Raw genomic sequence first — 14602 nt, 5'->3', positions numbered from 1 at the left:
TTTGTATACTTTGCTAATTTAGGAAAAAAAAGTGCCGGGGCAACTGCAGTTTTGTCACCCCACTTGTAAAATGACTTCTTAATTTTAGGCCCATGAAAGCGTTTCCTGTTTTACTTCTGGTTTCTGTTATTCTCCTTTCCTGCCAGCCGGAAAAGAAAGCCGAAAACCTGAAAAAGATGCAACATCCCAGCCATCAATACACCTTCGTTGAACTGGATTCGGACGCTGTCAAATATTTGGAAACCGACTACATACCGGTTTACTCAGACATCTATCATATGGATGGAACAAAACGCTTCTTGCTGACTTCAACGCTCAGCGTTCGAAATACGTCACTAACAGATACGGTGTATATTTTCAGTGCAAATTACAATGACTCATACGGGAAACAGTTACGAAAATACATCGACTCGACCATCCTCCTAAAACCGCTGGAGTCGATTGAATTTGTCGTGGAATACGAAGAAGACAAAGGGGGTGCCGGTGCCAGTTTCCTGGTTGAATGGGGCGCCGATGAAAATGCAAGCCAGTTGCTGATTCAGGCTGTAATGACCGGAACCAGCAACCAACAAGGGCTTTCCTTTTTAACCGAAGCCAAAGTCGTAAAACAGGAATTCCGGGATTAAACGGCCTTATTACGAAGACATTCCGATGCCTTCAACAACGCTTGATCAAAAGCGGGCAACACATTTTCGGGTGCAATCAGTTCGAACAGCTTTCCTTTTTCCATATCCTTCGCTACGTTTGGGCGAACGCCAGACAAAAATACGGTTGTGCCGTTGCTTTGAATCTGCTTCACGACATCTTTCAAATTGTGCAATCCAGTTGAATCGATAAAAGGAACGTGACGCATCCGGATAATCAAAACCTCTGATTTCAACCCGATTTGCTTTAAGGTTGAGCTGTATTGTTTGGCAGAGGCAAAAAAGAACGGGCCACTAATTTCGTAGATACCCAACTCCTTTGGTAAGTTTGAATAATTTTCGAGAACATCCGAGTCCACTTCAAATTCGGGCTTGGTGCCCGCGTCAGCCATGCGTTTCATAAACAATAAAGCCGAAAGCACAATGCCTATTTCAATGGCGAAAGTCAGGTCAACCAAAACAGTTAAAAAGAAAGTCACCAACAGAATTAAAATATCGAAGGCGGAACCTTTCATAATGGAAACGAACGAACGCCATTCACTCATGTTGTAAGAGACAACAATCAGGATACCCGCCAAACAGGACATCGGGATCAGCTTTGCCCATTGCCCGAAAAACAACATGATAAACAGCAAGGTAACCGCATGAACTGCTCCGGCAATCGGCGTACGGCCACCGTTTTTCACATTAGTTGCCGTGCGGGCAATAGCGCCGGTTGCCGGAATTCCACCGAAAAAGGGAGTCACGACATTGGCAATCCCCTGCGCAATTAATTCCGTGTTGGAACGGTGATTTCCGCCAATCATACCGTCGGACACAACTGCCGACAACAAACTTTCAATTCCGCCCAACAAAGCGATGGTTAAAGCCGGAGCAAGGTAAACATGTAACTGGCTGAAATCGATTGACGGAACGGTGAGACTAATGCTTTGCGGAATATCGCCAAAAACAGTTTCAATGGTCGACACCGGAAGTTTAAATATCTGCACTACTGCCGTCACCAATATAATGGCAACGAATGATCCGGGGATCTTCGTTGTAATCTTTTTAAAATAGACTGATATCAGGATCGTCACAATGGTGATGACCAATGCGACAAGGTTCACATCGCCCAGATGTGATATATAGGTTCCCCACTTGGGCAAAAATTCCGAAGGCAACTTGTCCAGCTGCAGCCCGAGCGCGTCTTTAATTTGAGTTGTAAAAATGACCAGTGCAATGCCACTGGTAAAACCAACCACCAATGGGTGTGGAATAAACTTCAGCAACGAGCCTAATTTCAAGAGGCCGAAAGCGATCAGGAAGATGCCGGCCATAATTGTTGAGATGATCAGCCCATCCAACCCGTAGGTTTGAAGTATACCATATACAATGACGATAAAAGCGCCGGTTGGGCCACCAATCTGCACCCGACTACCGCCGAGCAATGAAATAATCAAGCCAGCTACAATAGACGTAATCAACCCTTTTTCGGGCGATACACCGGAAGCCACGGCAAAAGCAATGGCCAGGGGTAAAGCAACAATGCCGACAATGATGCCGGCAAATAGGTCTTTCGAAAATTGTTCTTTGGAATATCCCTGCTTTAGAACACTCACCAGTTTGGGGTGAAACACCTTATTCATAAAACATTGTTATAAATGAAAGTGCAAAATTAGGGACAATTAGCTCCCGTTATTCTCCAGAATAACGTTTTAGGTCTAATTTATACGCAATCAGAATAAGAAATCGATTAGGCCAGAGATCTTGATTGCTTAAGTTCCGCCACCATAACAGAAACCTGTTTGTAGGATTCGCGATAACGAGTCTTGAAATAGCCTTTCGACATTTCTTCCAACTCTTCTTTCACGTTATCCATGGACGACAGAATAGTTTTACGGAATAAGGCAGCACAGTTGGCGCAGCGTTCAACTTTAATATCGTCAGCCACAGCTAAAGCCTCTTTCATTTTATAAATTGAGCGGCCGTATTCCTTCGTAAAACGACTTTGTTGTGCAGTTGACAACAAACGATTTATTTCACACAAATTTTGAGTGCAAACGCTTCCGTTAGTCGGACAGCTTACGAGTTGAATGATGTCTTCATTCACTCCTCTCCTTGCACCTTTTCCTTCAGTAAAATTCAACAACTTCATACCGTTAACATTCTTTTTGTTAATACTTACTCATCCTTCCCTACCTGAAGTTACCGTCAGTCTGACTCTTACTTTAGTAATATTCGAATAACACTATCACGAAAGTATTAATATTAATTTAACCTCCAAATAATTTTAAATTCTTTTTGTTACCAGTACACTGTTCATAACTGCCCTTCAAAATTGAAAAAAGCGGCGAAAGAGCCGCCACATAAGTCTTTCAAACACTTCAAATTGCACAAGTGTACATATTAAATTTTGAAAGAAAATTATTTTATGAGGCTCCAACGGCTCGACAAATGGAAAAAAAGAAAAGAAAATGGGGAAAAACCGTCCAAAAAGATGATTTTATATTCAGAATTTTAACTCTTATAATACCAATTGAATTAAACAGGTTAATTATTGGATTTTTTTTCATATGAACAAAAGGCTAATACTTTCCAGCATTAGCCTACCGCTCACCAATCAAAAATTGAAGGATTATTGCAAACAAATAAAATGGGGGTTAATTACTTGGCAACTATCTGCATCAGCAAGCCACATATCCAGGCTCCGTAAGTTCCCAAGGCGTAACCCAACACCGCCAACAGCACTCCAACCGGAGCCAGCGACGGGTGAAAAGCAGCAGCAACAACAGGTGCACTGGCCGCACCTCCAATATTAGCTTTACTGCCCACTGCCAGGAAGAAGAATGGCGCTTTTATGAGTTTGGCTACAATGAGCATCAGGCTGACATGAATTGCCATCCAGATCGCACCAACGGCGAACAAACCGATATTATCGAAGATTTTGGAGATGTCCATTTTCATCCCGATGGTAGCCACCAACACATAAATAAAGATGGTCCCGATTTTCGACGCACCGGCACCTTCATAATTCCGCAGCTTGGTAAACGACAATCCGATCCCTCCAGTAGTCGCCAAAATAATCAGCCAAAAGAATTTCGATGTCAGGCTGAATTTCTTCAAATAATCAGCGTGCACTTCAATGTAAGGAGCCACAAAATCGGCAATCAAATGCGACAGGCCTGTTACTCCCAATCCGATCGCCAGGATGACCATCAGGTCTGTCGTGCTCGGAATTCGGGCAATCTTCTGACTAAAGTCGTGCATCTTTTTTTGCAAGGTTTCAACGCTTGATGCATCAGCATTGAAGAATTTATCGATCCGATGTGATTTGCCGACGCCAATCAGCAATACGGCCATCCAAACCTCAGCTACCAATACATCTACCGTAATCATGATTGAATATAAGTGATCCGACGGCTTGAAAATTTCGTACATGGCCGCCTGGTTGGCCCCACCACCGATCCAACTGCCGGCAATCGTGGTGAGCCCTCGCCAAACAGCTTCAGGGCCGGCACCACCAACCAAATCGGGATTAACGGCCGAAGCAATTAAAATGGCCAGCGGACCGCCAATAATTACGCCAAGCGTACCTGTGAAGAACATGATCAGTGCTTTACTCCCGAGCTTAAAAACCTCTTTCAGGTTAATGCTGAGCGTCAGCAAAACCAAACTGGCAGGCAGCAGGTAACGGGAAGCAACATAGTACAGATTGGAATTTTCGCCATCAACAATCTTAAAAGTCGTCAGCAAGCTGGGCAGAAAATAGCACAACAGCAGCATGGGGACAACCTTGTAGAATTTGGCAAAAAAAGGAATCTTGGAGTTACTGGTATAAAAAATTCCTGCCAAAAGCAGGAACAGTAAACCTAATGTAACGGCGTCGCTCTGAATAAGGGCGCCGGCATGTTCTGTACTATTCATCTGTAATTGTTTTCAGGATTGTGAAGCACATCTAAGCTTCGGTTTTGTCAACAGAAAAACTGGTATGACAAATATAGTAATATCTGCTTTCCGGTCAACTGAGAATGCTCAATCTACCGGCAAAAGTGCACAATGATTGTTAATTAGACCTTTTCTTTCAGGATATCCTGCAAGCGATACATCTCGTCGCGAAGACGGGCTGCCTCAATAAAATCGAGTTCTTTTGCCGCCGCTTCCATCTCTTTCTTGGTTTTCGCAATCGCTTTTTCCAAGGCGGGCTTGCTCATGTGCGCTACCACCGGATCAGCTGCAACATCCAGCGGACGGTCGTCCTGTTGGTAGCCCTGTGGCTTATTGCTGCGGTACTCGTAACCAATAATCTCCCGGGTTGGTTTCACAATTGGTTGCGGCGTGATGCCATTTTCCTCGTTAAACTGCATTTGACGAATACGCCTGTAGTTCGTCGAATCGATCGTCTTTTGCATCGAATCGGTAATCTTGTCGGCGTACATAATCACATGCCCGTTGATGTTACGCGCGGCTCGGCCTGCAGTCTGTGTCAATGAGCGCTCCGAACGCAGGAAACCTTCTTTGTCGGCATCAATAATGGCAACCAGAGATACTTCCGGCAAATCGAGCCCCTCCCGTAGCAAGTTGATTCCAACCAAAACATTGAAAACACCTTTCCGCAGATCTTCCATAATCTCAATCCGCTCCATCGTATCAATATCCGAGTGAATGTAACGTGTTTTGATTCCCATATTGATCAGGTACTTGCTCAACTCTTCCGACATGCGTTTGGTCAGTGTCGTCACCAGCACCCGTTCGTTCTTTTCAATACGAATGTGAATCTCGTTCATCAGGTCATCAATTTGATTACCCGACGGACGAACTTCGATGACCGGATCCAGCAGCCCGGTTGGGCGAATAATCTGCTCCACCACAACACCTTCTGATTTTTCGAGTTCATAATCGGCAGGTGTCGCACTAACAAACAACATCTGATTAATCAGATTCTCGAATTCTTCAAACTTCAACGGACGGTTATCGATCGCTGCCGGCAGGCGGAAACCATATTCCACCAGGTTCACTTTTCGGGAATGGTCGCCACCGTACATGGCCCGAATCTGCGGAACGGTTACGTGGCTTTCATCCAAAATAACCAGGAAATCGTCCGGGAAATAGTCGAGCAAACAGAAAGGACGTGTTCCGGCATCTCGGCCATCGAAATAACGGGAATAGTTCTCCACACCGGGACAATAGCCCAACTCCCGCATCATCTCTAAATCGTATTCCACCCGTTCTTCAATTCGTTTAGCTTCCAAAGGCTTGCCGATTTCGCGGAAAAACTCAACCTGCTTTACCAAATCGTCCTGAATTTCACGAATCGATTGTTGCATGCGCTCTTTGGTCGTCACAAAAATATTAGCCGGATAAATAATCGCTTTCTCCAGCTTTTCGATGATGGCTCCTTCAACCGGATCGAAGCTGTAAATCTCTTCAACCTCATCTCCCCAAAAAACAATGCGAACTGCCGAGTCTGCGTAGGCCAGGAAAATATCAACCGTGTCGCCTTTTACCCGGAAATTACCACGCTGAAAGTCAACTTCGTTGCGCGAATAAAGCGCATCGACCAATCGGTGTAACATTTGATTCCGGTTCACCACCTGTCCCACCGTTACTTCTGTAACATTCGCATGAAAATCCTGCGGGTTACCAATACCGTACAGGCACGAAACCGAAGACACCACAACCACATCACGACGACCGGACAGCAAGGCCGAAGTCGTACTCAATCGCAGTTTCTCAATATCCTGGTTGATCGACAAGTCTTTTTCGATGTAAGTATCCGATGAAGGCAGATAGGCCTCGGGTTGGTAATAGTCGTAATACGAAACAAAATACTCAACCGCATTATTCGGGAAAAACGCTTTCATCTCGCCGTATAACTGGGCCGCCAGCGTTTTATTATGACTCAGGATTAAGGTTGGACGTTGCACCTTTTCAATAACATTGGCCATGGTAAACGTTTTTCCCGAGCCGGTAACTCCGAGCAGGGTCTGGAAACGAACGCTATCTTCGATTCCCTCAGCAATCTGTCGGATTGCTTCGGGCTGATCGCCCATGGGCTTGTAGGGTGCAACAACTTTTAAATCCATAATTGAGTTTCAAGTTTCGTGTTTGAGGCTCCGGAATTAGCCGAAACCCAAATTCAAACATCGTCTATTTTTCCATTTCGAAATACACCGGAAAATGGTCAGAAACGCCACCATAATAGTTGGGGCCGCCGTAAGTCCGGTTGGGCGATATTTCGCCGTCTTTGTTGGTGTATTCCATCCAAGGCTCGCTAAATATAAAGCCGGTTGGCGGAGTAACCTTGTAGCCTTTAGCATCGAGCAAACCCGATGAAATCACCAAATTGTCCAGCATATTCCAGGTACCACGATAATTGTAAGTTCCCTTCTTTTCCAACGCCAAAGGCATCATCAGGTTCACCAATTCAGAATTGCTATCAGGACTACCCGCTCCCAATACCTCCTGCAAACTTTTGTTCTGCGGCTCATCGTTCATGTCTCCCATGACAACGATGTTGGCATCCGGATTCTCAGCCAAAATTGAATCGACTTTCTTTTTCAAAGTCTCAGCAGCAACCACACGATTTGGTTCCGATTTCTCCAAACCTCCGATTCGCGAAGGCCAGTGATTGACAAAGAAATGAAATTCCTCTTTCTTGAACTGTCCGTAAACATGCAGAATATCGCGGGTAGCGAAACCGGGGTCAACCGGAATCGCCTCAAATGAAATCAGTTTAAATGCATCCGGCCGATACAACAGCGCCACATCGATCCCCCGTTTATCCGGGCTATCCTGGTGCGCAATTTTGTAATTACCCGGCGCCAATGCTTCAGTTTTCACCAAATCTTCCAACACCTTTTGATTTTCGATTTCCGCCAAACCGATAATTTCCGGTAAGTCATCCGGACTAATTTCGTGCAAAACACGCGCAATATCATTCAGCTTTCTCTCATACCGCTCGGTTGTCCACTTTTTATCACTTCCGGGCAAGAACTCGTTATCGTTGATGTGCGGATCATCTTCCGTATCAAACAGGTTTTCTACATTGTAACTCGCCACTGTAATGTGTTTCAGGTCTTTGCTGCTTTGGCAGGAAACCACGAACAACACCAGTACAAAAATCAGCCAATTCTTTTTCATATTTTAGTTATTTTCCGGTAGTGACTTCGTAGTATTTTGTCACATCAACAACCATCATTCCCGCTGTGTTCGCGGCCTGCATCCCCAAAATACCGTCTTCAAACACCTGGCAATCCGTCGGAGACACTCCCATCAACTCAGCACAACGTAAAAATGTTTCCGGGTGAGGTTTATAATTGTTCACGTCTTCGTACGCCACAATAATATCGAAGTATTTATCCAGATCGATCAGCTCCAGCGACTTTTTCGCCAAACGTTTCAACCCTCCCGTTCCAACCGACATTGGAATCTTTCCATGATATTTTTTGATAACCTCGACCACCGGCTCAACTGGTTTGGCCAGGTGCATATTATTCTCGTACTCCTCCTCTTTCGCATCACCCATCTCCTTGGGATCAATATTTTTGTTGAAAATTTCGTTGAGTTTTTCTACCGTTGGATACAGCGGAATACCCGCCAGTGAATCAAACAACTCAACGGTAAAATCGATACCGTAACGCGCGGCAGCATTACGCCACGCGATGTAATGAATCGGCATTGTGTCCGAAATCGTCCCATCCAAATCAAAAATCAGCCCCTTGGCTTTCGGATCAATATCTAATAACATTCCTCTTGATTTAAAATTAATCAGCAAAAGTAAGTAAAAGGCATCAACTCAATCTATTTTTTACTTTACCAAAAAATTAACACATTTGCCGAAAACCGGACAAATATGGACAGACAAGTATTCTTAGCTATTACATCAAGTGCGCAGTGGGCCTTATTCCTGGCTTTAGCGCTCATTATTTATTCGTGGATTGAACGGAAACGCTGGATTCAGTTTACCGGGCAAGGCTTGTTTGTAGCACTGGCGTTGTATTCCGTTTGGGTATTGACCAGCGGGATGATTGTCGTTCCGGAAGTTCCGGAGGGAGCCGTTCCCCCGTCCGAAGCCCGTGCGCTGACATTTTTCTTTGGGCTGTCGATCCTGGGCATTGTTGCTGCAATCGGACTGGTGCTAAACTACCTGAAATCTACTCTGTCGAAAATTCCGAATTTAATTCTGGTACCGATCGGCATTTTGCTTTTCTTCATGGTTTACCACCTGCAACGTTTCTAAAACAAAAGCCACCCTCCTTGCGGAAAGTGGCTTCAAAATATGTATTGCAAATGACTGCTTAGTTTTTTGAATCGATGCAGGCATTGTAAATTCCCTCGAACAATTCTTTTGCATCCGATGCAGCCATGGCCGCAAATGCCACGCGAATCACGTTGTTCAGGTTGATGATGCCAATGCTGTACTTCTCGATCAGGATTTTGCGGATCTCTTCCCCATCCAAACCTTCCGCCAATTTCACGCACATGAAATAGCCTGAGTTGTATGGTAAAGCTGAAAAATATTCGCTGTACTTTTCGTCTTTCAACGCTTCTTTCACAGCATCGTAACGACGCTTCATGGTAGCGAACTTGCGCGCTTTTTGCTCTTTGTAGGCCGGGTCTTCAAAAGCCGACAGCAACAACGATTGCGAAATATTGGCCGCGTTCGAGATGTTACCACGAACTGCACCTGCCGTTTTCGCTTCCAAAGCGGTGTAAAGTTCCGCATCGCCACCTTTCACACCGTAAGAAATAAAACCAACACGAAATCCCCAAACGTAGTCTTCCTTCGTCGGTCCGTCGATTTTAACAGCAAGCACGTGCTCGTGCAAATCCACCAGGTACGTGAAGATGCTTTGTTCTTCGATACCCTCTTCGTAAACCAAACCGAAATAAGCGTCGTCGCAGAATACCACGATCTTATTACCAGCTTCGGCTGATTCTTTGATGATTGCTGCGATTTCCTGTGCTTCTCCAATTGTTGGTGAATAACCGGTTGGGTTATTGGGGAAGTTCAAAATCACCATTTTTTTTCCAATTCCGCCTTCTTCCAAACTCGCTTTGAAAGAAGCCATATCCAGCTTCTCGCCGTCGAACAATCTATATTTTTGAAGCTCTGCGCCGTAACCGTGATTCAAAATGAGGTTGTAATTTCCCCAGAACAAATCGGGAACAATAATCTTCTCACCTTCGTCGGCAAACATGTAACCAGCCATGCTCACCCCGTGAGTCAAGGCATTGGTAACTACCGGCAAGCTGATAACTTTATCTTCCAAACGTGGGTTCTTGTCGTAAATCATGCTTTTCCAGCGTGCACGAATGTCCGGACGACCGAAACTTGGTGCATATGGAAAAACAAGCGAAGGATCGATATTCACCTTACTTTCCAGGCTTTCCAATCGCATCGGACTTCCATTATCTTCCACGGCAGCGCCGATGGTTGCATTAATCCGGGTGCCCTTAGCATCAGCCGTTTGTCCCAAAATTCCTTTTTTCGGGAAGAAGATGTTTTTACCGCGTTCCGAAAGTAATTCAAATACGACCGGATTTTTCTCACGAATGACTTTGTTTAACTCTTCAGCTTGTGGATTCATTATTAACCTTTTAAAAACGACAATCTATATTTGTTCTTCTTACTCAAAAAATCGGGGCGCAAGATATTAAAAAATCGGTTTCGAAAACCGCACTTCTTTTAAATTGAAACTTTTGTTGCTATTATTTTTTCAATTTATAAAAATATCCCGCCATTTTCATTCTTTAACCTAATAAATCGTAACTATCGCATCAAATCTTCCAATTCAACTCGCTCAATTTACCAACAGCTGATTACCCGCAGTGATAAACTTACCGAGATCTTACTTTTCAATCACTAAAGACATTGCAAAGATAATGGAAATAGCAGGTTGACAGATACTGCCGGCACCTTGAAATTGACGAATCAGTGCGCATTTATTTTGGGTTTATTGAAAAGCTATTCGACTAATGGCAAAGTAAAGGAAACTGAAGAACCAACCCCCAAAGTACTTTCGGCGCGAAAAGTTCCCCTGTTCTTTTGCAAAAACTCCTTTGCCAGAATCAATCCAATACCGCTTCCGGGTTCGTCGAGCGTTCCCGGAGTGGAAAATGCAACCTCGGAATTCACGCGGAATAGGTTTTCCTCCGACATACCAACACCGGTATCCGAAACCGTAATCCGCATCTGGTCTCCTTCTTCCTCTGCCGAAATCCGCACTTCTCCCCGCTTTTTCGAAAACTTGATTGCATTCGACACCAGGATGCGCAGAATCGCACCAGTCATATCCGCATCTGCGTAGATTTCGGAATTGCTTTTCATTTTTAAAAAGAAGGACAGCTTCTTCTCTTCGATCAACGGGTTAAAGAGATCAACAACATCGCGATAAATTTTTTCCAGTTTCAGAGGCTGCGGATCGTATGAAATGGTGCCCGTCTGGCTGGTCGACCATTTTACCAAATCGCGCATCAAACGGAAGTTTTGCTCCGAGAAATTCGCCAAACTGCGAATCAGTTCTCTCTTCTGATCGTCCGTCAGATGATCATACTCGTCATTCAACAGATTCGCAATACCTGCAAAACTACCAATGTGATCGCTCAAGTTATTGGAAATAAGCGAAACAAAGTGCTCTTTATTAACCGCCAGGTTTTTATAACTCTGCTGGCTGTATATCAATGAATCAGATAACTTTTTAATGCGGGTATAGAGGAATTCGAACACAAACTCGTTCGAATAGGCCATTACCGTAATCAGAAAAAATACAATCCCCAAACGGCCTGCCTTCGCCACGGTATAGTGCGGATACCAATCTTCGTTTTGAAAAATGATAAATCCGAGCAGATTCAAAAGCGTGAAGACAACCAGGAAAAACAAACCATTCCGCTTTCCCACCAATAGAATTGACGGCAATGGAATCAGAATCGCAAAATAAAGTCCGGTCTTGTTGATCCCCCCTGTTTGGATGAAAAAGGTGGTGAGCATCATGATGACCACCACGAAGAAGGTCGTCACAAAATGAAGCATCTGCTTTTCCTTGTAGAGGTAATAAAGAAAACCTCCAACACTCAGAGCTAATGAATTCGCAATCAGGAAAGAAAAATCTCCGGTTACCCCATTATAGATAATGAATCCGATCATGAGGATTAAAAAATAATAAGAAAACAGATGTAATAAAATACACTTTTTCTTATCCTCAAAATTGGAATAAGCATTAACGTCCGCACTTGTTATGAGGATGCTAAGAAGACTCTTGATTTGTTTCACAGCGCTTTGATTGAACAGCTAATTTAAAGCATTTGCACCAACTAACAACCGAAAAGCGACCAAAAGATATTAATATTCTCCTGACACGTCGCTCAGTACTTCATAACCATCTGAAGTAACTAAAATTGTGTGTTCGAACTGCGCTGAAAGTTTCCCGTCGCTGGTGCGTGCAGTCCAGCCATCGTACTTGTCAACGCGGGTGCTGGCTTTGCCTTCGTTGATCATTGGCTCAATGGTGAACGTCATTCCGGGAAGCATAACCGGCCCTGAATTTCTCCGGGCAATGTGGTCAACCTGTGGTGCCTCGTGAAAATCGACACCGACACCATGTCCGCAGAATTCGTAAACCACGCTGTATTTTTGAGCTTTCGCGTAACGACCAATTACAAAACCGATGTTTCCAAAATGGTTTCCGGGACGAACCTGTTGAATTCCCAAATCGAGACAGTGCTTAGCAGCCTCTACAATTTTTTGTGCTGCCGGGGAAGGCTCACCAACCATGTACATGCGGCTGGTATCGCCATAGTAACCATCCAAAATTGTCGTAATATCAATATTCAGAATATCACCGGGTTTCAAAATCGTTTCCGTGCTCGGAATTCCGTGGCATACAACTTCGTTGAGTGAAATACAAGACGACTTGGGATAGCCATTGTAACCCAGCGGCGCCGGAATTGCACCATTGTCCTGAATAAATTCGTGAATAATTTTATCAAGATATTCGGTATTCACTCCTTCCTTCACATAATCACCTATCATAACCAACGCTTTACCAGCCAGTTGACTACTTTTACGAATACCTACAATCTGTTCCTCTGTTTTTATTATAATCTCACTCATTGAAAAAAATTTGCGCAAATTTGGTTATTGCTTCTTTATTTTCAAAGCTGAACAATAATTTTGTGCAAAAAGTTTAGGACCGAACGGTTTATTTTTGTCCGGCTTTTTAGTCAACCAAAAGCATGAAAACAAAAAATGAAATGTAACCAATTGAATTAATTTCATTTTGCAATTAGCACTCCATGAACAGACACACAGAAACAATTCAGATTAATTCCTACCAAACCAATCATTTCGCCGAAGCTACCATCCCCTCCGTGATGAACTTCCTGCTCGAAGCCGCCTGGGCCCACGCTCAAAAGCTGGAATGGGGATACGACTTACTTCAAAAGAACCACATGTTTTGGGTGCTCTCCCGGTTTTATGTCGAAATTAAACAGCTTCCCAAGTGGCAACAGCAAGTTAAGCTGAATACCTGGTCGGCCGGAACCGACGGGATGTACGCCTACCGTGAGTTTGTTCTGCAAAACGAAGAGGGAGAAACAATATTGACCGCCAACTCGGCCTGGCTGATTTTAAACACCGAGACCAAAAAGATTGTGCTGTTGCGGGACCACAAAGAAACCTTTCCCCGGTTTAACGGCGAGGGTGTTTGTCGCGAACCGAAGCGACTGCGATTCAAAAAATCGGATGCCGAACTGCAGTTCAACCCGGTCGTTTACAGCGATATTGACGTGAACCACCATTTCAACAGCGTAAAAGCTCTGGAACGTGTACTGGATGAATACGGCATCAACTTCCAGGACGAATTTGAGCCGGCAAGCGTTGAAATCAACTATTTAAAAGAAGGGCTACCCGGCGACAATCTGGCAGTAACCAGAAATGCCGTTGGTGACAACAAATTTCAATCGGCAATAATTCGCGAAAGCGACAGTGCAGAGTTGAGCACTTTTGAAATTGAATGGCGCAAGAAAGCGACTACTTTTTAAGCCAGTCGTTAATCCGCTCCAGTTTCTCTGCCAATGGCATATAGCCGTCCAACCAGCGAATATCGGTTCCCTGGCGCTCCATGCGCCGGAACCATGTCATCTGGCGCTTGGCGAATTGATGAATGGCTGTTTCAAGTCCGCGGAACATTTCGTCAAAGGTCAATTCTCCGGTCAGGTGCATGGTCAGATACTTGTATTCCAAGCCGTAATAGATCAGCTGTTCGGGCTTCAGTCCTTTATTCAGCAAAGCCTGCACTTCGCCGAGCATTCCTTCATCCAAACGTTGCTTCAGGCGCTCGGTAATTCGCTTTCGTCGGCTTAACCGATCGTATTTCACTCCAACAACCAGGCTTTTTATCTCCGGAATCGTCCGTTCAATTTCCGGGTGCTCCAACATGTAGTCTTCAATTTCGATGGCCCGGATTGCCCGCTTTTTGGTTTCCAAGTCAACCGTGTTGTGCAAATCGTCTTTGTACGACTTTAAAATTTCCGCCAGTTCGTCCAGCTCCTTCGTCGCCAGTTTCTCGCGCAACTCCGGGTTAGGCGGAACCTGTATCAACTTGTAATTCTTCAAAACGGCCTCCAAATAAAGCCCGCTCCCCCCGCACAAAACCGGAAATTTACCGCGCATGCAAACATCCTCGTAGGCTTTAAGGAAATCACTTTGGTATTCAAATACATTGTACTCGTAACCCGCATCCACAACATCAATCAGATGATACGGAATTTGTTTTCCGTCTAAAATGTAGTCAGCTAAATCTTTTCCGGTTCCCAAATCCATCCCGCGATACACCTGTCTGGAATCAGCTGAAATAACCTCCCCGTCAAGCATTTGAGCCGAATGCGCGGCAACTGCCGTCTTTCCGGATGCGGTTGGCCCGAGAATCGTGAGCATCTGATATTTTGTATCTGACATTGGGATGAAATTTTGAGATTAG

At 44.5% G+C, this 14602-nt stretch carries 13 protein-coding genes; 3 read left to right on the top strand and 10 right to left on the bottom strand.

Features of this window, described 5'->3' with window-relative positions; all coding sequences use genetic code 11:
- Window positions 1-92 precede the first annotated feature (92 nt).
- Window positions 93-626, top strand: a complete 534-nt coding sequence (locus tag BC643_RS20435) for a DUF3124 domain-containing protein (RefSeq protein ID WP_120275146.1) — start codon at window positions 93-95, stop codon at window positions 624-626.
- Here BC643_RS20435 and BC643_RS20430 read toward each other — a convergent pair.
- The 6 genes from BC643_RS20430 to BC643_RS20405 form a co-directional block, all read right to left on the bottom strand.
- Complete coding sequence (locus tag BC643_RS20430; protein WP_120275145.1) at window positions 623-2269, bottom strand: SulP family inorganic anion transporter; 1647 nt, start codon at window positions 2267-2269, stop codon at window positions 623-625. The genes BC643_RS20435 and BC643_RS20430 overlap by 4 nt on opposite strands.
- Window positions 2270-2376: 107 nt before the next feature.
- The gene (locus BC643_RS20425) at window positions 2377-2778 is read right to left on the bottom strand and encodes a hypothetical protein (RefSeq protein ID WP_120275144.1); all 402 of its coding nucleotides are present in this window, start codon (window positions 2776-2778) and stop codon (window positions 2377-2379) included.
- A gap of 509 nt (window positions 2779-3287) precedes the next feature.
- Window positions 3288-4547, bottom strand: a complete 1260-nt coding sequence (locus tag BC643_RS20420) for a DUF819 family protein (RefSeq protein ID WP_120275143.1) — start codon at window positions 4545-4547, stop codon at window positions 3288-3290.
- Between the two features lie 143 nt (window positions 4548-4690).
- The gene (gene uvrB / locus BC643_RS20415) at window positions 4691-6706 is read right to left on the bottom strand and encodes an excinuclease ABC subunit UvrB (protein WP_170154642.1); all 2016 of its coding nucleotides are present in this window, start codon (window positions 6704-6706) and stop codon (window positions 4691-4693) included.
- A 64-nt stretch (window positions 6707-6770) separates the two neighbouring features.
- The gene (locus tag BC643_RS20410) at window positions 6771-7763 is read right to left on the bottom strand and encodes an endonuclease/exonuclease/phosphatase family protein (RefSeq protein ID WP_120275141.1); all 993 of its coding nucleotides are present in this window, start codon (window positions 7761-7763) and stop codon (window positions 6771-6773) included.
- Window positions 7764-7770: 7 nt separating this feature from the next.
- Window positions 7771-8370, bottom strand: a complete 600-nt coding sequence (locus BC643_RS20405) for an HAD family hydrolase (protein WP_120275140.1) — start codon at window positions 8368-8370, stop codon at window positions 7771-7773.
- 105 nt (window positions 8371-8475) lie between these two features.
- Between BC643_RS20405 and BC643_RS20400 the strand changes: the two genes are divergently transcribed.
- Window positions 8476-8862, top strand: a complete 387-nt coding sequence (locus tag BC643_RS20400; protein WP_120275139.1) for a hypothetical protein — start codon at window positions 8476-8478, stop codon at window positions 8860-8862.
- A 58-nt stretch (window positions 8863-8920) separates the two neighbouring features.
- On the opposite strand, the gene BC643_RS20395 is transcribed toward BC643_RS20400, so the two are convergent.
- The 3 genes from BC643_RS20395 to map all read right to left on the bottom strand — a co-directional run bounded on the left by BC643_RS20395 (window position 8921) and on the right by map (window position 12735).
- Window positions 8921-10213 (bottom strand): aminotransferase class I/II-fold pyridoxal phosphate-dependent enzyme, encoded by a 1293-nt coding sequence (locus BC643_RS20395; protein ID WP_120275138.1) that lies wholly within the window; start codon window positions 10211-10213, stop codon window positions 8921-8923.
- Between the two features lie 377 nt (window positions 10214-10590).
- On the bottom strand, window positions 10591-11769 hold the full coding sequence (locus BC643_RS20390) for a sensor histidine kinase (RefSeq protein ID WP_120275137.1): 1179 nt from the start codon (window positions 11767-11769) through the stop codon (window positions 10591-10593).
- Window positions 11770-11964: 195 nt separating this feature from the next.
- Window positions 11965-12735: a type I methionyl aminopeptidase gene (map, locus tag BC643_RS20385; protein ID WP_120275136.1), complete on the bottom strand. Its 771-nt coding sequence runs from the start codon at window positions 12733-12735 to the stop codon at window positions 11965-11967.
- Window positions 12736-12917: 182 nt separating this feature from the next.
- Between map and BC643_RS20380 the strand changes: the two genes are divergently transcribed.
- On the top strand, window positions 12918-13664 hold the full coding sequence (locus tag BC643_RS20380) for an acyl-[acyl-carrier-protein] thioesterase (RefSeq protein WP_120275135.1): 747 nt from the start codon (window positions 12918-12920) through the stop codon (window positions 13662-13664).
- On the opposite strand, the gene miaA is transcribed toward BC643_RS20380, so the two are convergent.
- The gene (miaA, locus tag BC643_RS20375; protein ID WP_120275134.1) at window positions 13654-14580 is read right to left on the bottom strand and encodes a tRNA (adenosine(37)-N6)-dimethylallyltransferase MiaA; all 927 of its coding nucleotides are present in this window, start codon (window positions 14578-14580) and stop codon (window positions 13654-13656) included. The genes BC643_RS20380 and miaA overlap by 11 nt on opposite strands.
- Window positions 14581-14602: the final 22 nt, after the last annotated feature.

The organism is Mangrovibacterium diazotrophicum (genome assembly GCF_003610535.1).
In the GTDB taxonomy this organism is placed as follows: domain Bacteria; phylum Bacteroidota; class Bacteroidia; order Bacteroidales; family Prolixibacteraceae; genus Mangrovibacterium; species Mangrovibacterium diazotrophicum.
Note: the sequence above shows the minus strand (reverse complement) of the source record. Positions and strands in the feature narration are given on the sequence as shown.